At 71.0% G+C, this 18,098-nt stretch carries 13 protein-coding genes; 5 read left to right on the top strand and 8 right to left on the bottom strand.

The genetic code is table 11. From position 1 onward, the window contains the following. Positions 1 to 3: 3 nt before the first annotated feature. The 3 genes from PIJ49_RS10360 to PIJ49_RS10350 all read right to left on the bottom strand — a co-directional run bounded on the left by PIJ49_RS10360 (position 4) and on the right by PIJ49_RS10350 (position 3,860). Positions 4 to 1,296, bottom strand: a complete 1,293-nt coding sequence (locus PIJ49_RS10360; protein ID WP_251154990.1) for an RNA polymerase sigma factor — start codon at positions 1,294 to 1,296, stop codon at positions 4 to 6. 192 nt (positions 1,297 to 1,488) lie between these two features. Beyond that, positions 1,489 to 2,814 carry an MFS transporter gene (locus tag PIJ49_RS10355; protein ID WP_209682862.1) on the bottom strand — a complete coding sequence of 442 codons (1,326 nt, stop codon included), beginning with the start codon at positions 2,812 to 2,814 and terminating at the stop codon, positions 1,489 to 1,491. A 113-nt stretch (positions 2,815 to 2,927) separates the two neighbouring features. Beyond that, positions 2,928 to 3,860 carry a proteasome assembly chaperone family protein gene (locus PIJ49_RS10350; protein ID WP_066654048.1) on the bottom strand — a complete coding sequence of 311 codons (933 nt, stop codon included), beginning with the start codon at positions 3,858 to 3,860 and terminating at the stop codon, positions 2,928 to 2,930. 75 nt (positions 3,861 to 3,935) lie between these two features. Between PIJ49_RS10350 and PIJ49_RS10345 the strand changes: the two genes are divergently transcribed. The 3 genes from PIJ49_RS10345 to sucB all read left to right on the top strand — a co-directional run bounded on the left by PIJ49_RS10345 (position 3,936) and on the right by sucB (position 8,496). Beyond that, positions 3,936 to 5,417, top strand: a complete 1,482-nt coding sequence (locus tag PIJ49_RS10345) for a leucyl aminopeptidase (RefSeq protein ID WP_251161043.1) — start codon at positions 3,936 to 3,938, stop codon at positions 5,415 to 5,417. A 153-nt stretch (positions 5,418 to 5,570) separates the two neighbouring features. Continuing rightward, positions 5,571 to 6,944: a dihydrolipoyl dehydrogenase gene (gene lpdA, locus PIJ49_RS10340; protein ID WP_271826543.1), complete on the top strand. Its 1,374-nt coding sequence runs from the start codon at positions 5,571 to 5,573 to the stop codon at positions 6,942 to 6,944. A 73-nt stretch (positions 6,945 to 7,017) separates the two neighbouring features. Next, on the top strand, positions 7,018 to 8,496 hold the full coding sequence (sucB, locus tag PIJ49_RS10335) for a 2-oxoglutarate dehydrogenase, E2 component, dihydrolipoamide succinyltransferase (protein ID WP_271826542.1): 1,479 nt from the start codon (positions 7,018 to 7,020) through the stop codon (positions 8,494 to 8,496). Positions 8,497 to 8,648: 152 nt separating this feature from the next. On the opposite strand, the gene PIJ49_RS10330 is transcribed toward sucB, so the two are convergent. Next, a complete protein-coding gene (locus PIJ49_RS10330) occupies positions 8,649 to 9,587 on the bottom strand; it encodes a hypothetical protein (protein WP_271826541.1) in 939 nt (312 codons plus the stop codon). 127 nt (positions 9,588 to 9,714) lie between these two features. Here PIJ49_RS10330 and PIJ49_RS10325 point away from each other — a divergent pair, with 127 nt between their 5' ends. Next, positions 9,715 to 10,428, top strand: coding sequence for a DUF4191 family protein (locus tag PIJ49_RS10325; protein WP_058728606.1), 714 nt, complete (start codon positions 9,715 to 9,717; stop codon positions 10,426 to 10,428). Positions 10,429 to 10,791: 363 nt separating this feature from the next. Here the strand turns inward: PIJ49_RS10325 and PIJ49_RS10320 are convergent, their stop codons facing one another. Next, complete coding sequence (locus tag PIJ49_RS10320) at positions 10,792 to 11,262, bottom strand: RDD family protein (protein ID WP_271826540.1); 471 nt, start codon at positions 11,260 to 11,262, stop codon at positions 10,792 to 10,794. A 141-nt stretch (positions 11,263 to 11,403) separates the two neighbouring features. Between PIJ49_RS10320 and glnA the strand changes: the two genes are divergently transcribed. Further along, positions 11,404 to 12,828: a type I glutamate--ammonia ligase gene (glnA, locus tag PIJ49_RS10315; protein ID WP_111225920.1), complete on the top strand. Its 1,425-nt coding sequence runs from the start codon at positions 11,404 to 11,406 to the stop codon at positions 12,826 to 12,828. A gap of 345 nt (positions 12,829 to 13,173) precedes the next feature. Here the strand turns inward: glnA and PIJ49_RS10310 are convergent, their stop codons facing one another. The 3 genes from PIJ49_RS10310 to PIJ49_RS10300 are packed head-to-tail and all read right to left on the bottom strand — an operon-like array spanning position 13,174 to position 17,763. After that, on the bottom strand, positions 13,174 to 14,598 hold the full coding sequence (locus PIJ49_RS10310; RefSeq protein ID WP_271826539.1) for a UDP-glucose dehydrogenase family protein: 1,425 nt from the start codon (positions 14,596 to 14,598) through the stop codon (positions 13,174 to 13,176). Further along, positions 14,595 to 16,169: a glycoside hydrolase family 26 protein gene (locus PIJ49_RS10305; RefSeq protein ID WP_271826538.1), complete on the bottom strand. Its 1,575-nt coding sequence runs from the start codon at positions 16,167 to 16,169 to the stop codon at positions 14,595 to 14,597. The genes PIJ49_RS10310 and PIJ49_RS10305 overlap by 4 nt, the downstream gene beginning before the upstream one ends. Beyond that, positions 16,162 to 17,763 (bottom strand): glycosyltransferase family 2 protein, encoded by a 1,602-nt coding sequence (locus tag PIJ49_RS10300; protein ID WP_271826537.1) that lies wholly within the window; start codon positions 17,761 to 17,763, stop codon positions 16,162 to 16,164. The genes PIJ49_RS10305 and PIJ49_RS10300 overlap by 8 nt, the downstream gene beginning before the upstream one ends. Positions 17,764 to 18,098: the final 335 nt, after the last annotated feature.

Raw genomic sequence — 18,098 nt, 5'->3', positions numbered from 1 at the left:
GGCCTACTCGAGGTAGTCGCGGAGCGACTGCGACCGGGACGGGTGGCGGAGCTTCGCCATCGTCTTGGACTCGATCTGTCGGATCCGCTCGCGCGTCACGCCGAACGTGTCCCCGATCTGGTCGAGGGTCTTCGGCTGACCGTCACCGAGGCCGAAGCGCATGCGGATCACGCCCGCCTCGCGCTCGGACAGGGAGTCGAGCAGGCTCTCGAGCTGCTTCTGCAGCATCGTGAAGCCCACGGCGTCGGCCGGCACGACCGCCTCGGTGTCCTCGATCAGGTCGCCGAACTCCGAGTCGCCGTCCTCACCCAGCGGGGTGTGGAGCGAGATCGGCTCGCGACCGTACTTCTGCACCTCGACGACCTTCTCCGGGGTCATGTCGAGCTCGCGGGCGAGCTCTTCCGGAGTGGGCTCGCGACCGAGGTCCTGCAGCATCTGGCGCTGCACACGGGCCAGCTTGTTGATGACCTCGACCATGTGCACCGGGATGCGGATGGTGCGGGCCTGGTCGGCCATCGCGCGGGTGATCGCCTGACGGATCCACCAGGTGGCGTACGTCGAGAACTTGAAGCCCTTGGTGTAGTCGAACTTCTCGACCGCACGGATCAGACCGAGGTTGCCCTCCTGGATGAGGTCCAGGAACTGCATGCCGCGGCCCGTGTAGCGCTTGGCCAGCGAGACGACGAGGCGCAGGTTCGCGCCGAGCAGGTGGGACTTCGCGCGCTGCCCGTCACGGGCGACCCAGCGCAGCTCGCGCTCCTCCGGCTTGGAGAGACCGGTCGAGTGCTGCAGCCTGTCCTCGGCGAACAGGCCGGCCTCGATCCGCATCGCGAGCTCGACCTCCTGCTCGGCGTTGAGGAGCGCGACCTTGCCGATCTGCTTCAGGTAGTCCTTGACCGGGTCGGCGGTGGCGCCGGTGATCGTGGTCGAGTAGACCGGTGCCTCGTCGTCGTCGGACTGCGAGATGACGAGCGCGCCCGCGGCGACCGCTGCTGCGGCGTCCGGCTTGGCGTCCTTCTCCTCGGTCTCGGTGTCCTCGGCGTCGTCCGTCGAGTCGACGGCGTCGTCCGCGGGCTCGACGGCCTCGTCGTCCTCGTCCTCGTCGTCGGCCTTCTTCTTCGCGCGCGTGGCCGTCTTCTTCGGCGCTGCCTTCGCAGCGGGCTTCTTCGCGGCGGTGGTCTTGGTGGCGCGCTTCTTCGGCGCAGCCTTCCCCTCGGCCGCGTCGGCGTCGTCCGCCGCGACGGCCTCGGGCTCGGTGTCCTTCGTGGGATCGATCGTCGTGCTCCGGGCAGCCATGCGATCACCTCTCTCGTCGTGCCACGTTCGTGGGGTCGTGGCTTCCCTCGCCGCCCAGGGCCTGGGCCGCAGTCCCCCGCGTCGTCAGGTCCTACCGTTCCGGGCAGCATGAGGACCCATGTCAAGTCCCCCGACCCCCGCGGCGCAGCGAGGCGACGCGGTCGTGAGGGGCCCGAACGGGTCCGTCCTCCATTATTGCACGGCCTGCTTCCGCAGGCGCGCAACCAGTGCAACCCAGAGCGGCCCCACCCGTATTCCGTCCTGCGCGTGCATCTGCCGCCGGGTCCGTCGGCGCGCGAGCAGCAGCATCACGACGCCGAACCCGACCACCACGTACTGGACGGTGAGCGCGATGCGGAAGTTGTCCCAGGCGAACACCGTGCGCCCCGTCGCGCCCGACACGACGTCGAGCAGCGTCCCGATGAGGAACATCATGACGAAGGCCGCCAGGAACCCGCCGACGTTCACGACGCCGTTCGCCGAGCCGAGCGACCCGACCGGGTTGAAGCTGCGTGCGAAGTCGAAACCGATGAGGGATCCCGGGCCGCCGACCCCCATCGCGACCACGAGCAGGACGAGCAGCCACGTCGGCGGGTGCCCGGGCCAGAGCAGCACCGCCGTCCACACCACCCCGAGCGCCAGGACGATGCCGAGCACCAGGTTCGACCGCCGGAGCGGGAACCGGGCGCAGAGCACGCCGAGCACCGGTCCCACGACGAAGCCGGTGACGACGACGACGGTGAGGAAGCCGGCCGCCTCGGACGGGCTGTACCCGAGGCCGCGCAGCATCGGGACGCCCCACAGCAACGAGAAGACCGTGCCGGACGACTGCGTGACGTAGTGGGACCAGAAGCCGAGCTGCGTGCCCGGCCGCCGCAGCGCGTGCCCGAAGGTGTGGAAGGCGCCGCGCCACGAGTGCGGCAGGGGCAGTGGGATCGTGTCGGTCCGCACCGCGACGGGGCCGTTGCGGACGAAGACGACCGCCAGCACGAGACCGCCCAGGCTCGCGGCCGCGGCGACCCCGAACGCCGGGGTCCACCCGGCGGTGTGCAGGAGCACGGCGAACGGGAAGGCCGACAGGACCTGTCCGACCTGACCGAGGTTGCCCGTCCACTGGGAGATCTGCGGCAGGATGCGGCCCGTGAACCACATCGGGACGAGACGGATCACCGAGATGAAGGTCATCGCGTCGCCGGCCCCGACGAGCACCCGGCCCGCGATGGCCGGGCCGATCGTCGGCGAGAACGCGACGACGACCTGGCCGACCACGAGCAGCGCGGCGCCCAGCAGCACGAGCCTGCGCGGCCCCACCCGGTCGAGCGCGATCCCCACCGGGATCTGCAGCCCGGCGTAGACGGCGATCTGCACGACGGCGAGCGTGGACAGGACCGCGGCCGAGACCGCGAAGCGGTCCTGCGCGTCGACGCCGGAGACCCCGAGCGACGACCGCTGCACCACGGCGAGGACGTAGGCGAGCACCGCGACGCCCCAGACGAGGAAGGCACGGCGGGAGTTCACCCGACAAGGCTACCGACGCGCGGCCCGCGCCCGACACTCGTTGTGGAGGACGGGAGGCGCGGTGCGGGCCGTGGAGGAGCCTCCAGGCCGCGAGCGGCGCAGCCCGCTCCCCGTCAGTCGGTCGACGCGTCGCCGTCGGACCGCCGGTCGGCCAGGAAGCGCTCGAGCTCGGCCGCGATCGCGTCGGCGGTCGGGACCTCGCCGTCCTCGTTCGTCAGGGGCGACGCGACCGGGTTGCCCTCCATGTAGGTGTCGTGCCGTTCCTCGAGCACACCGACCAGGCGCTGGAGCTCGGGGTTGCCCGCGACCTGCTCCTCGACGCGTGTGCGGAACTCGCGGTCGGACGCACGCAGCGCGTCGGTCGGGAAGATCAGACCGGTGGCCGCCGCGATGCTCGACAGTGCGGTGACCGCCGCGTCGGGGAACTCGGTGTCGCCGAGGTAGTGCGGGACCAGCAGGACGAGCCCGGTGACCGATGCACCCAGCTGCGTCAGCCGGTGCTCGACCAGGTGCAGGACGTTCGCGGGCGCCTGCGTCTCCGGCTTCCACACGCTCAGCTGCTCGACCAGGTCCGCGCGGGTCCCCGACACCGTCAGGCTGATCGGACGGGTGTGGGGGACGGGCATGGGGATCGACTGGACCCACGTCGTGTCCGCGACCTGCAGGCGGTCGGCGAGGCCGGTGACGGCGTCGACGAACCGGTTCCACTGGAAGTCCGGCTCGTACCCGGTGAGGAACAGGAACGGCTGCCCGAGCTCGTCGCGCACCAGGTGCAGCGCCAGGCGCGGCGGTTCGACGGCCGTGATGTGGTCGTGCTCGAAGGTGATGACCGGCCGGCGGGCGCGCCAGTCGAGCAGGACGTCCGGGTCGAACTCCGCGACGAGCTCGTGGTCGAGGCCGTCGAGGATCGACGTGGCCACCTGCGCGACGGCGGACCCCGCGTCGACGAAGCCGGTCAGGCCCGCGACCAGGTGCAGCCCGGCCGGGACGGTCGGCGCGCCGTCGGGAGCGGAGTACAGGTCCTCGGGGTGGTTCACCGTCCCCATGCTAGGCGGCACCCCCGACCGACCCCTGCGCCGGCCCGACGCTCTCGGCGAACACGTGCTGGCTAGGCTGGGCGCATGGTCCGACCGACGCTCTCCACCACCACCTCGACCCCCTCCGACGTCGACGCCGACGTCCTCGTGCTCGGCGTCCGCTCGGGCACCGACGGCGGTGCCCCCACGATCGCTCCGAGCGCTGCCGGCGCCCTGGACGCGCTCGCCGACCTCGACCTCGGCTCCGTCGGTGTGACGGGTGCGAAGGACCAGCTGGTCCGCCTCCCCGGTACCGGCGTCGCCGCGGCCGGGATCGCACTCGTCGGCCTCGGTGCCACGGTCGACGCGGCGTCCGTCCGCGCGGCCGCCGGCAGCGCGGTCCGCCAGCTCCCCCAGGCGGCGTCGATCGCGCTGGCGCTGCCGACCGACTCGGCCGAGCTCGTCGACGCCGCGCTCGAGGGTGCGGCGCTCGGCTCCTACGCCTTCACCCGGCACAAGGGCACCGGTACGACGGCTCCGGCCCGGGGCGACCAGCGCATCGCGGTCGTCGCGCCGGCCGACACCGCCGCCGACGCCACCGTCCGGCCCGCGATCGTCGCCGACGCGGCAGCACTCGTCCGTGACCTCGTGAACACCGCCGCCGGCGACCTCGGCCCGGCGGACGTCGCCGACGTCGCCGTCGCGCAGGCCGAGGGCCTCCCCCTCACCGTCGAGGTCCTCGACGAGCAGCAGCTCGAGGAGCAGGGCTTCGGGGGCATCCTCGGGGTCGGCCGCGGCTCCGAGCGTCCCCCGCGCCTGGTCGTCGTCCGCTACGAGCCGTCGTCGGCGTCCAAGCACCTCGCACTGGTCGGCAAGGGCATCACCTTCGACTCCGGCGGCCTCTCGCTGAAGCCCGCCGCGTCGATGCTCGGCATGAAGACCGACATGACCGGCGCCGCCACCGTGCTCGCCGCGACGATCGCCGCCGCGCGCCTCGGCCTCGACACGAAGGTCACCGCCTGGCTGTGCCTCGCCGAGAACATGCCGTCCGGCTCCGCGACGCGCCCCGGCGACGTGCTCACCCTGAAGAACGGGAAGACCGTCGAGGTCACGAACACCGACGCCGAGGGCCGACTCGTCCTCGGCGACGGCATGGTCGCCGCCTCGCTCGAGCAGCCCGACGCCCTCGTCGACGTCGCGACGCTCACCGGCGCACAGGTCGTCGCCCTCGGCGACCGGACCACCGGCCTGATGGGCAGCGACGACCTGGTCGCACGGGTCCGCGCGGTCGCCGACGCCGTCGCCGAGCCGATCTGGCCGATGCCCCTGCCCGAGGAGCTCGACGCGCGACTCGCCAGCGACGTCGCCGACATGGTCAACGCGACCGTGGGCAACCCGGCCGGTGGGATGCTCCTCGCCGGCAAGTTCCTCGAGCGGTTCGTGGGCGACGGCGTGCCGTGGGCGCACCTCGACATCGCGGGCCCCTCGGAGCACAAGGGCGGCGGGTACGGCTGGCTCGGCAAGGGCGCGACCGGCGTCATGGTCCGGACGCTCATCGGGCTCGCAGAAGAGCTCCAGTCCAGGTAGTAGGTTGGTGTCCGGCGGGCTGCGCACCGACGCGCGTCCGCCGGAACCAGCGGGACGGGACCGGAACCATGCGGTCCGACCGTCGGACGCCGCCGCCGCGGTGTCCAGTGGGGTCCGACCGGGATCCCGACACGCACGAGGGAGTTGCACCAGGTGACGGAACAGACTTACGACGTCGTGGTCCTCGGTGGCGGCAGTGGTGGCTACGCCGCTGCGCTCCGGGCCGCCGAGCTCGGCATGAGCGTCGCGCTCATCGAGGGAGACAAGCTCGGGGGGACCTGCCTGCACCGCGGCTGCATCCCGACCAAGGCGCTGCTGCACGCCGCCGAGGTCGCCGACGCCACCCGCGACGCGGAGAAGTACGGCGTCATCGCCGAGTTCGCCGGTGTCGAGGTGCCGAAGGTCATCGACTACCAGCAGGGCGTCATCAACTCGAAGTACAAGGGCCTGCAGGGCCTGGTCAAGGCGCGCGGCATCACCGTCGTCGAGGGCTGGGGCCGTCTGACCTCGCAGAACACCGTGCAGGTCGGCGACCAGACCGTCACCGGCAAGAACGTCGTGCTCGCCACGGGTTCGTACTCGAAGTCCCTGCCGGGCCTCGAGATCGGCGGCCGCGTGATCACGTCCGAGACCGCGCTGAAGATGGACTACGTCCCGAACAAGGTCGTCATCCTCGGTGGTGGCGTCATCGGCGTCGAGTTCGCCAGCGTGTGGAAGTCGTTCGGCGCCGACGTCACGATCGTCGAGGGCCTGCCCCACCTCGTCCCCGCCGAGGACGAGTCGATGTCCAAGCAGCTCGAGCGCGCCTTCCGCAAGCGCGGCATCGAGTTCTCGCTCGGCGTGCGCTTCGACCACGTCGACCAGCACGAGAACGGCGTCGTCGTGACGCTCGAGGACGGCAAGACCTACGAGGGCGACGTGCTCCTCGTCGCGGTCGGCCGTGGCCCGCTCACGCAGAACATGGGCTTCGACGAGGTCGGCGTCGCGATGGACCGCGGGTTCGTCACGACCGACGAGCGCCTCGCCACCAACCTGCCGAACGTCTACGCCGTCGGCGACATCGTCCCCGGCCTGCAGCTCGCGCACCGCGGCTTCCAGCAGGGGATCTTCGTGGCCGAGGAGATCGCGGGCCTGAAGCCCGTCGTCATCTCCGACACGAACATCCCGAAGGTGACCTACTCCGACCCCGAGGTCGCCTCGGTCGGACTCTCCCAGGCCAAGGCCGAGGAGGAGTACGGCAAGGACAAGGTCGACTTCTACGAGTACAACCTCGCGGGCAACGGTCGCAGCCACATCATCGGGACCTCCGGCGCCGTCAAGGTCGTCCGGGTCGTCGACGGCCCGGTCGTCGGTGTCTCGATGATCGGCGCGCGCGTCGGCGAGCTCATCGGTGAGGCCCAGCTCGCGGTGAACTGGGAGGCGCACCCGGAGGACGTCGCACCGCTCGTCCACGCCCACCCGACGCAGAACGAGGCCCTGGGCGAGGCCTTCCTCCACCTCGCGGGCAAGCCGCTGCACGCGCTGTGACGACCACGTCCACCGTGCACACCGAGACAATGACAACCACCACCACAGCAACCCGCGAACAGGAGCCCACCCGATGAGCGAATCCGTCAACCTCCCGGCGCTCGGCGAGAGCGTCACCGAGGGCACGGTCACCCGATGGCTGAAGAACGTCGGTGACCGCGTCGAGGTCGACGAGCCGCTGCTCGAGGTCTCGACCGACAAGGTCGACACCGAGATCCCGTCGCCGATCGCCGGCGTCGTCGAGGAGATCCTCGTCCAGGAGGACGAGACCGTCGAGGTCGGCACCGCGCTGGTGAAGATCGGCGACGGCTCCGGATCGGACTCCGGTTCGTCGGACGACCAGGGTGCGGACCAGGACGCCGCAGCCGCCGAGGAGAGCGAGCCCGAGACGGCTCCGAGCACCGAGCAGGGCGAGGAGCAGAAGGCTCCGGAGCCGCAGCAGGCCGAGCCGGCGCCCGGTGGCCAGACGCAGCCCGCCGCCCCGCAGGCACCGTCGGCTCCGCCCGTCCCGCAGGCCGCTCCGGTCCCGCCGCCCGCCGCCGTGCCGGCAGCGGTCCCCGCGCCCGCCGCGGCTCCGGCTCCGGCCGCAGCCGGTTCCACCGCGTCGGCGTCGGTGCCGAACCCGAACCAGGACGCGTCGGCCTCCGGCTACGTCACCCCGCTGGTGCGCAAGCTCGCCAACGAGCAGGGCGTCGACCTGTCGACGGTCTCCGGCTCCGGGGTCGGTGGCCGCATCCGCAAGGAGGACGTGCTCGCCGCCGCCGCGAAGGCGTCGTCCGCCGGTTCGTCGGCTCCGGCCGCCGCGGCGTCCGGCCCGTTCGTGGCCGAGACCTCGCCGCTCCGCGGCACGCGCGAGAAGATGACGCGCCTCCGCAAGGTGGTCGCCGAGCGCGCCGTGCAGTCGATGACCTCGACCGCACAGCTCACCAGCGTCGTCGAGGTCGACGTCACGAAGGTCGCGCAGTTCCGCGACGCGAACAAGGCCGAGTTCCTCGAGAAGACCGGTTCGAAGCTCAGCTTCATGCCGTTCTTCGCCCTCGCGGCGTCCGAGGCGCTCAAGGCCCACCCGAAGATCAACTCCACGGTCGAGGGCGACGAGATCGTCTACCCGGACCACGAGAACGTCTCGATCGCGGTGGACACCGAGCGCGGCCTGCTCACCCCGGTGATCAAGGACGCGTCGGGACTCTCGCTCGCCGACTTCTCGAAGGCGATCGCGGACCTGGCCGAGCGCACGCGCAACAACCAGCTCAAGCCGGACGAGCTCGCGGGTGGCACCTTCACGCTGACCAACACCGGTTCGCGCGGCGCGCTGTTCGACACCCCCGTGGTGTTCCTGCCGCAGTCCGCGATCCTCGGCACGGGCATCGTCACCAAGCGTCCGGCGGTCGTGAAGGTCGACGGGCAGGAGGCGATCGCCGTCCGTTCGTTCGTCTACCTCGCACTGTCGTACGACCACCGGATCATCGACGGCGCCGACGCGTCGCGGTACCTCGTCGCGGTGAAGAACCGCCTCGAGGAGGGCAACTTCGGCCCGAACCTCGGCTACTGAGTCGTCGCTCCGATCCGCACCGGACGGCCCCGGTCCCCTCGTGGGACCGGGGCCGTCCGGCGTTCCACCGGGAGCGGCGGAGCCGGCCCGGTGCGTCGCGGGCCGGGGCCGTCCGGCGATCCTGCGGCCGCGGACGCGGACGCGGGGCACGGTCAGCGCAGACCGGTCGCTGCGGTCACGAGACCACCCGCGACCACCGTGCCGACGAGGACGTGCCGGACCGGCACTCGGCGCTCCCGTCCCAGGGGGATCCCCCGCTCGACCAGGTCACGCACCACCCGGGCAACCGGGTCGATCGCGTCCGTGGTGTCGTCCGGCAGACGCCCGACGCCGACGTGCTCCTCGTCGGGGAAGGCCAGGCCCGGTCTGCTCCAGCGCACTGGCCGGGGTGGCGCGGCTCCGACGACGAGGTCGAGCGCGTCCGAGATCGTCCGAGCGTCCCCGTCCCGCGCGGCGTCGAGGACCGGGTCGAGCGTGCTGCGGACGGCTGACCGCGCGTCGACACGGTCCCACACGGAACGGGCGGCGGTGACGAGCTGGCGGGCGCCGTCGAGGTCACGGGGAGACGGGATCGGGTGCGCCGGCGGCGTGCACGCGACCCGCGAGGAGGCTGCTGCTGCCTCGGCCCGAGCGGCCGCCGTCGCCCGGGAGAGGACCCCGGCGGCAGGGGCCGTCGCCCGGGCGTCCGCACCGGGATCGGCCGACGGGCGTTCCGTGCAGGCGACCGACGCCCCGGGAGGACGGTCGGCGACGACGATCGCTCCTGCTTCGTCGACGCGCACGGCGTCGAAGGGGACGGCTCCGAGCACGACCGCGCCCGATCGTGCCCGCGCAGCGAGTTCGAGCAGGGGCACCGTCAGGGTGACCGCCACACCCTCGGTCGGCGTGCCGAGTACGTCCAGGGCGTCCTCGAGCGCGCGGGTCGACGGGTGCAGGACCTCGGCGACGAGGTGGCCCTGCGGGCACCTGCCGACCCGGGTCACCGGAACGAGGTGCGGGCCGGCGCCGGCGGCGCGGTCGGCGACCCACCTCGAGAAGTCGGCGGGGTCCTGTGCACCGCACCACCGTCTGCTGCCCGCTGTCGTCGTCATGGTGACGAGCTTCACGGACGCCGGACGGGCCTCCCGGCCGGCGTGCGGTACCTGTGGACGGCGACGTTCGCCCACAGCCTGGGCACCAGCGGTCTGCGAGCGATGGTCGAGGCCGTATCCTGGTCGCATGGCACGCAGCACTCCCCAAGCAACGACGGCGAAGGAGCCGGGTCGTCTCAAGCAGATGTACCAGGTCTTCACCATGACCCGTCGGGCCGACCCGAAGTCCGTCTGGTGGTTCCTGCTGGCGTTCGTCGGCCCCGTCGTCGCGGGTGTCCTGCTCGCACTGCTCCTGCCGGGCCAGAACTGGCTCGCGATCACGCTGTGGATCGTGGCCGGCGTGCTGCTCGGTGTGCTGCTCTTCCTCATCGTCCTCGGTCGGCTCGCGGAGCGTGCCGCCTACTCGCAGATCGCCGGACAGCCGGGCGCCGTCGGCGCCGTGCTCTCGAACTCGCTCCGCCGCCAGTGGCGTTCGAGCGAGATGCCCGTCGCCGTGCACGGCCGGTCGCAGGCCGCCGTCTACCGCGCGGTCGGCACCCCGGGTGTGGTCCTCATCACCGAGGGGCAGCGGGGCAACCTCAAGCGCCAGGTCGACGAGGAGCGCCGCAAGGTCCAGCGCATCGTCCCGAACGTCCCCGTGCACGTGGTCCACGTCGACGACGACGAGGACGGCGTGACGCTGCACAAGCTCCCGCGGGCGATGAACAAGTACAAGAAGGCGCTCAACCGCAACGAGGTCCTGGCGGTCGCGAACCGTCTGGACTCCCTCACGCACAGCCCGGCGGCTGCGATCCCCAAGGGCATGGACCCGATGCGTGCGCGCGCCGGGCGTCCGCGCTGATCGTCTCCCCCGCGCTCCGAGCGACGACGCCCCCGACCGTGCCAGGTCGGGGGCGTCGCTGCGTGCGAGGCGCGTGCTCCTCGTGACTGTGGTCTCGTCGGAGCGACGACCTTGCCGGTGGTGCTGCCAGGCAGAACGACACCGCCGCAGTCGTCCGACAGCGATCTCGTCGTTCTCCCCCCGCCGCCGGGCGACCGCGGGCTGAACGACACCGCCGCTGTCGTGCGACAGCGATCTCGTCGCTCCGCCCGTACCCGCCGGCAACCCGCGGGCAGAACGACACCGCCGCTGTCGTACGACGTCGACGATGTCGTCTGGCGTCGTTCGCAGGCCACCGGGCCCGCGCGCGTCCGGCCGCGCAGGTCAGCGCCGAACGAGCACCGTCCCCGCGATGCGGTCGTGCGCACCACGGCTGTCACGGTCGATGATGAGCGCCGGGACGACCAGGCAGAGCAGCACGGTGCGGACGATGGGTCGCCACACGCCGACGTAGCCGCCGCGGATCGGGACGACCCGCAGGCCGACGCACACGTGACCGAAGGAGCCCGACAGCGTGCAGATGAACAGGACCTGCAGCACCGCGAAGATCGCGAGCTGGATCCACGTGTGCGCGATGTCGCCGGATCCCTCGAGCGGCGACCACACGCCGGTCACGTACGCCACGAGGTCGGCCAGGATGCCGTCGATGAGCAGCCCGACGACCCGGCGACCGATGCGGCCGACGCTGCGCGGCCCGTCCTCGGGGAGCCCGAGGTCCTTGCCCGGCCACCCGTCCGGGTGCTCTCCACCGGGGTGTGCGGACGACGCCGAGGGCGGGGTGGTGCTGCGGGCCATGCTCCAAGGGTAGGCGACTCCGTGCCCGTAACACGCACGAAACAATGCAGTCATGTCCGGGAAACCCGGTGTCAATAGCCTCGTCGGAGGGTGCACCCGCGGCACCTCCGACATCACCTACCCCCCAGGAGATCGACACACATGTTCAGCGATTCCTCCGAGGTGCTCGCCTTCATCAAGGACACGGACGTCAAGTTCCTCGACATCCGCTTCACGGACCTGCCCGGTGTCCAGCAGCACTTCAACATCCCGGCGTCGACGGTCGACGAGGACTTCTTCTCGGTCGGACAGCTCTTCGACGGCTCCTCGATCCGCGGCTTCGCGTCGATCCACGAGTCGGACATGCAGCTCATCCCGGACGTGACGACGGCGTACATCGACCAGTTCCGCGCCGAGCGCACGCTGATCATGATCTTCGACATCTACAACCCGCGGAACGGCGAGATCTACGGCCGCGACCCGCGCCAGGTGGCGAAGAAGGCCGAGAAGTACCTCGCGTCGACGGGCATCGCGGACACCGCGTTCTTCGCGCCCGAGGCCGAGTTCTACATCTTCGACGACGTCCGCTACTCGGTGACCCAGAACAAGTCGTTCTACTCGGTCGACTCGGAAGAGGGCGCCTGGAACACCGGCCGCGAGGAAGAGGGCGGCAACCTCGCCAACAAGACCCCCTACAAGGGCGGGTACTTCCCGGTCTCCCCCGTCGACAAGACGGCCGACCTGCGCGACGACATCACGCTCAAGCTGATCGAGGCGGGCTTCGAGCTCGAGCGGTCGCACCACGAGGTTGGCACCGGCGGCCAGCAGGAGATCAACTACAAGTTCGACACGATGGTCCACGCGGCGGACGACATCCTGAAGTTCAAGTACATCGTCAAGAACACGGCCGACCAGTGGGGCAAGGTCGCCACGTTCATGCCGAAGCCGCTGTTCGGCGACAACGGTTCGGGCATGCACACCCACCAGTCGCTCTGGAGCGACGGCAAGCCGCTGTTCTACGACGAGAACGGCTACGGCGGCCTCTCGGACGTCGCGCGCTGGTACATCGGTGGCATCCTGAAGCACGCCCCGGCGCTGCTCGCCTTCACGAACCCGTCGATCAACTCCTACCACCGTCTGGTCAAGGGGTTCGAGGCTCCGGTCAACCTGGTGTACTCGGCCGGCAACCGCTCCGCCGCGATCCGCATCCCGATCACGGGCACGAACCCGAAGGCGAAGCGCATCGAGTTCCGCGCGCCGGACGCCTCGGGCAACCCGTACCTCGCCTTCGCGGCGCAGCTGATGGCGGGCCTCGACGGCATCCAGAACCGCATCGAGCCGCACGAGCCGGTCGACAAGGACCTCTACGAGCTCCCCCCGGAGGAGGCCAAGGGCATCCCGCAGGTGCCGGGCTCCCTCGACGAGGCGCTCGAGGCCCTCGAGGCGGACCACGAGTTCCTCACGAAGGGCAACGTCTTCACCGAGGACCTCATCCAGACCTGGATCGACTACAAGCGTGAGAACGAGATCCTCCCGCTCGCGCAGCGTCCGCACCCGTTCGAGTACGAGCTGTACTTCGGCGTCTGATCTGCGCTGACACCACGAAGGCCCCGCACCGGTTCCGGTGCGGGGCCTTCTGCGTGCGGGGCGCGTCGTGCCGTCGTGGTGACCGCCTGGAGGCCCGGTGCCGGTCCGGCGGACCGACACCGGGCCTCCAGACAGTCGCCTGCTGTGCGCCCGTTCCTTCCCATGACGCGCGCGATGGCGGGCGGGAACGGGCGTACCTGGTCGGAACGAACCACCTGGTACGCCCGGAAGGACCAGCCACGCCCGGAAGGACCAGGTACGCCCGGAAGGGCGAGGCACGCCCGGACGCACAGGAGCGGGGTCCCTGCCGCCCCCGGCACGGACCCCGCTCCTGCGCGGTGACGACTAGCGCGCTGCGGCCAGCACGTCGTTCGACCCCGCCGCCACGCTCACGGCCGAGCTCGCGACCGGTGTGGGCCGCCCCAGGGAGCGGACGGACCACCCGGCCTCGACCCAGTCGGCGACCGGGAGGCAGTTGCGGGCGTCGATGACGGTGCGACGGCCGACGATGCCGCCGAGCGACACCGGCGACGCCTGCACGATCTCGTCCCACTCCGTCAGGACGAGCACCACGTCGGCACCCTCGACCGCGTCCTCCTTCGTCCCCGCGTAGGACAGCGTCGGGAAGGAGCGACGAGCGGTCTCGTTGGCCTCCGGGTCCCACAGCGTGACCTGCGCGCCGCGGAGGTGCAGCGCCGCAGCGACGTTGAGCGCCGGCGAGTCCCGGACGTCGTCGGTGAGCGGCTTGAACGCAGCCCCGACCACGGCCACGCGACGGTTCAGCACGGAACCCCCGAGCGCCTCGATCGTCATGTCGATGACCCGCTCGCGCTGTCCCATGTTGATCTCGTCGACCTGCTGCATCAGTCCGACGACCCGACCGGCGCCGATCTCGTTCGCACGGTGCATGAGCGCACGGATGTCCTTCGGCAGGCAGCCGCCGCCGAAGCCGAGCCCGGCGTTCAGGAACTTGCGCCCGATGCGGACGTCGTGCCCGAGGGCGTCGGCGAGCGTGGTGACGTCGGCACCGGTGATGGCGCACATCTCGGAGATCGCGTTGATGAAGGAGATCTTCGTCGCGAGGAACGCGTTCGCGCTGACCTTCACGAGCTCGGCGGTCGCGAGGTCCGTCGTGATGACCGGCGTGCCCTCGGCGATCGGTGCCGCGTAGACCTCGCGGATCACCGCGTCCGCCGCCGCCGACGCGCCGCCCCAGACCAGACGGTCGGGGTGCAAGGTGTCGTCGACGGCCTTGCCCTCGCGGAGGAACTCCGGGTTCCAGACGAGCTCCGCCTGGATGCCGGACGGGCTGAACTCGCGGACGATCCCGCGCAGTCGCTCCGCCGTCCCGACGGGCACCGTGGACTTGCCGACGATGAGCCCCGGGTGGGTGAGGTGCTCCGCGACACCGCGGGTGGCGGCCTCGACGTAGGTCAGGTTCGCAGCGTGCGACCCGGCCTTCTGCGGCGTGCCGACGCAGACGAAGTGGACGTCCGCGGCGGCGACGGCCTCGGCCAGGTCGGCGGTGAACCGGAGCTTCCCGGTGGCGACGTGCTTCGTGATGAGCTCGGGCAGGCCGGGCTCGTAGAACGGCACCTCGCCGGCGGACAGGGCGGCGAGCTTCGCGGGGTCGACGTCCACGCCGATGGTCTCGAAGCCCATCTCGGCCATGGCGGCTGCGTGGGTGGCGCCGAGGTATCCGGTGCCGATGACACTGATGACGGGAGCCGGCCGCACGTCGGCGGCGTCGGTCTTCTTCTGAGCGGTCACTGCTTGACCTCCTGCAGGTCGTAGTCGGTGTCGGTGCGGGCGATGCCCTCGGCGAAGGTCGCCAGGCTGTCGGCGCGGGAGTCGAGGCGCCAGTCGTTCGTGGTGCGGGCGCCGTCGACGATGGTGGTGGCCACCTGGCTGAAGTACGCGAAGCCGATGACGTCACGGTTGGCGGGGTCGGCGAGGGCGTCGAAGAGCGAGTCGATCCACTGCGACTTCTGGCTGTCCGAGACGCTGCCGCCGGTCTCGGTGGCGCCGATCTCGTTGAGCAGGACGTGCTTGCCCGGCGCGACCTGCCGGAGCTGCGCGAGGGTCGCTCCGAAGGTGTTCTGGAACGTGGGCTGCTCGGTGGCCGTGCGGTAGTAGCCGCTCATGCCGACCCAGTCGACGTAGTCGGCGCCCGGGTAGTACTGCCGCATGTAGTCGAGCGTCTGGTACTTCGGGTTGCCGAGCTTGTCGATGCGCGACGGCGACCAGTTCCAGATGACGTAGTCGTTCGCTCCGTTGGCCTGGAAGACGTCGTGCACGTGCTGCCACATGGCGACGTACGACCCCGGTGCGTTCTGCTGCTTCGACCCCTCGGACCAGTTGTACCACTGGCCGTTCATCTCGTGGTCGAGGCGGATGACGACGGGCATCCCGTTCGCCTTCAGCGCCCTCGCGTAGGACGCGAGGTAGTCGTCGAACTTCCCGGAGACGATGTCCTGGTTCGTGTAGCCCTCGACGTACGGCTGGTCGTTCCCGGTCTTCGCGGGCACGGTCTCCCACGTCATCATCGGCAGGCGGCCGTTCGCCCACGACCGCTGGACGGCGCTGGCATTGAAGTCCTGGTCGAACCCCTGGAAGTAGCCCACCATGTTCGTGGCCCGGCCGACCTCCTGCGAGACGCGGTCGTACTCGGCCCAGTTGAAGGGCGACTGCGTCGTGTAGAGCCCGTACCAGCGGGACTGCTGACCGAGGATCTGCGCCTTGGTCGGGGTCGTGATCGGTTCGGACGCGACCGGGTCCTTCGACGGGCCCGCGGTCCCGCCGGTGCCGCCGGTCCCGCCCTTCCCGTCGGAGGCGCCCGAACCGGAGCCGGAGCCCCCGCCCGAGCCGGCGCCGGAGTCGGAGGCGCCGGCGGCGGTCCCCGCAGCGCTCCCGCTCGGACCGGACCCGCCGGAGGAACCCGCCGGCCCCGACCCGCCGGCGGACGCCTTGCCGCCGCTCGTCGCAGCGCCGAGGTCGGACTGCAGCGAGGCGATCTGCGCCTTCAGGCGGGTGATCTCCTCGGCCCGCGACCCGGCCTGCGCTCCCGAGGAGTCGAGCTTGCCCTCGAGCTTCCAGATGGTCTGCTGCGCCGCGTCGAGCTTCGCGCTGAGTTCGGCGGCGGTGGGCTGCTTCGCCTTCGGCGGGGTGACGCCGAGGGCGGTCTGCACCGCGCTCGACACCGGGCCGGCCGGCGACACCCACACGGTCCAGGTGATCAGGCCGAGCACCAGGACGATCGCGACCGTACCGATCGCGGTGCGACGGGCGTGCTTGCTCGACTGGGCCCACCACGTGCTGGTGGAACGGATGAGGTCAGACAATGAGGAACGCCTCCAGTGCGAGGATCGCGAACCCGATGAGGTACGGGATCGCGGCGTACGGGTTGCGACGGCGGGCCTTCGCCGACGCCGGACGGACAGGCGCGGCGGGGGCCGCAGCCGCCGCCGCCGATCGCCGGGTGGCGAGGACCGTCGCGGTCGAGTTGGTCGTGGCGTCGGCACCGAAGAGCTCGTCGAACGCGCGGTCGGCCGCGGTCTGGTCGCCGACGTCGACCCGGGACCGGGCGACGTCGGTGCGGTCCGCCGGTGGCAGCCCGGCGTCGACCGGGCTGACCGGCGTGCCGGTGGCGGTCGGCTGGACGGCGGCCGCAGGGTCCTCCTCCATCGGACCACCGGCGTACGCCCCGGCGCGGGTCCCCCACCCGGACGCGTGCGCCAGGCGGAAGAAGCCGATGAGCCGGATCGGCATGAGGAAGAACGTCGACACGATGATGAACATCGGCAGCCGGAAGAAGTCGCTCGGCTTCTCGGCGAGGTGGCGCATCTGGCGGACCGCCATGCTCAGCACGCTGGAGACGACCATGAGCCCGGCGACGTAGACGAAGCCCGTCGAGAAGCCGTACTGCTGCAGGATGCCCTGGTACAGGTTCTCGCCCTGCCCGGTCACCGCGCGGTAGATCCAGCCGGCGATCACGCCGAAGAGCATGAACGGCAGGATGATGTCGGTGAGGAAGAACACCGCCAGGATCGGCGCGTGACCGAGCATCCACGGGAGCATGCGCAGCGTGTTGTACTGCGAGCCGCGGGCCCAGCGCAGTTGCTGCTTGAACAGCTTCTTCACCTGCAGCGGTGCGTCCGTGTAGACCAGCGACGTGTACTGGTAGACGGTCCGGTAGCCCTCCTTGAGGGTCAGGTTCGTCAGGGTGCGGTCGTCGGACACCTCGAGGAAGACACCCATGAACTCCTCGTGCATGAACCGGTCCATGACACGGGCGAGGATGTTCCGGCGGAAGGCGATGGTGCGCCCGGGCAGGCACCCGATCTGGCCGAGCACGCTCTGCGCCGGCATCGAGTAGAGCGCCCGCGAGTTCTCGAGCCAGTCGGCCCACCGGGTGATCCACGAGCGCGTCGGCTCGAGGATGCGCTGGCGGGTGGTGACCCCGCCGACGGACTCGTCGGCGAAGGGCTTGAGCAGCTCGGAGAGCGTCCCCGGGGTCCACACCGTGTCCGAGTCGACGAGCACGGTGATGTCGCCCGTCGACATCTCGGTGCCGACCTTGACGGCGTTGCGCTTGCCCGGGATCGGCGTGTGGGTCCAGCGGACGAGCGGGGCGAACTCGTCGCAGACCTGCTCCAGCGCCTCGTTCCTCGCGCCGTTGATGACGACGATGATCTCGCCCGGCCCCTGCTCGACCATGCGGCCGATCACGTCACGGAAGAGGTCGATCGGCTCGTCGACGACGGGGACGACCACGCTGGTCGTCCCGACGAAGGTGCCGGTGTAGGGGCGGTAGCGGGCGGACAGGACGACCTTGAGCAGCCAGAGCAACCAGATCACCGCGGAGTACACGGCGAACAGGTAGAACTCGGGGTGCCCTTCGACCATCTGCCGGATCTGCAGAATGAAGGTGAACATCGATCCCTGCTTCAACGTTCGAGGTGGGGATTCCGCTTCATCGAGGAACCGTGGGCGGTTCGGGTGAGCCCATTGAGGCAGAAGCTGGGTGCCACCGCAACGCGACCCCTGTCCGGGGGTGTTTCCAGGAGGTCACGGGGTACAACGCAGTCCCCCTCGCGGCAGACCGCGGCTGTCCGCACTGCTGCTGACAGCAGGAATGTGGACCGGTCCACCGCCGTCCGGAGCGCAACAGCAGCCGATGACGGCCCGGGAGGCGGGGCTACTCAGTGTAGGAAACCCCAGGTCGGAGGGCACGTACCCCCGTCCGGGGGGTGCCTGGTCGGGGCCGCTGC

The sequence above is a fragment of the Curtobacterium uvaldense genome, from assembly GCF_028307415.1.
Taxonomy (GTDB): domain Bacteria; phylum Actinomycetota; class Actinomycetes; order Actinomycetales; family Microbacteriaceae; genus Curtobacterium.
This window is presented reverse-complemented; position numbering and strand designations above follow the sequence as displayed.

Excerpts from the sequence above, each read along its gene's own strand:
- PIJ49_RS10320 (WP_271826540.1), bottom strand. The coding sequence starts at position 11,262 with ATGGCCCGCAGCACCACCCCGCCCTCGGCGTCGTCCGCACACCCCGGT.
- PIJ49_RS10345 (WP_251161043.1), top strand. The coding sequence starts at position 3,936 with ATGGTCCGACCGACGCTCTCCACCACCACCTCGACCCCCTCCGACGTC.
- glnA (WP_111225920.1), top strand. The coding sequence starts at position 11,404 with ATGTTCAGCGATTCCTCCGAGGTGCTCGCCTTCATCAAGGACACGGAC.
- PIJ49_RS10330 (WP_271826541.1), bottom strand. The coding sequence starts at position 9,587 with ATGACGACGACAGCGGGCAGCAGACGGTGGTGCGGTGCACAGGACCCC.
- sucB (WP_271826542.1), top strand. The coding sequence starts at position 7,018 with ATGAGCGAATCCGTCAACCTCCCGGCGCTCGGCGAGAGCGTCACCGAG.
- PIJ49_RS10325 (WP_058728606.1), top strand. The coding sequence starts at position 9,715 with ATGGCACGCAGCACTCCCCAAGCAACGACGGCGAAGGAGCCGGGTCGT.
- PIJ49_RS10360 (WP_251154990.1), bottom strand. The coding sequence starts at position 1,296 with ATGGCTGCCCGGAGCACGACGATCGATCCCACGAAGGACACCGAGCCC.
- PIJ49_RS10300 (WP_271826537.1), bottom strand. The coding sequence starts at position 17,763 with ATGTTCACCTTCATTCTGCAGATCCGGCAGATGGTCGAAGGGCACCCC.
- PIJ49_RS10350 (WP_066654048.1), bottom strand. The coding sequence starts at position 3,860 with ATGGGGACGGTGAACCACCCCGAGGACCTGTACTCCGCTCCCGACGGC.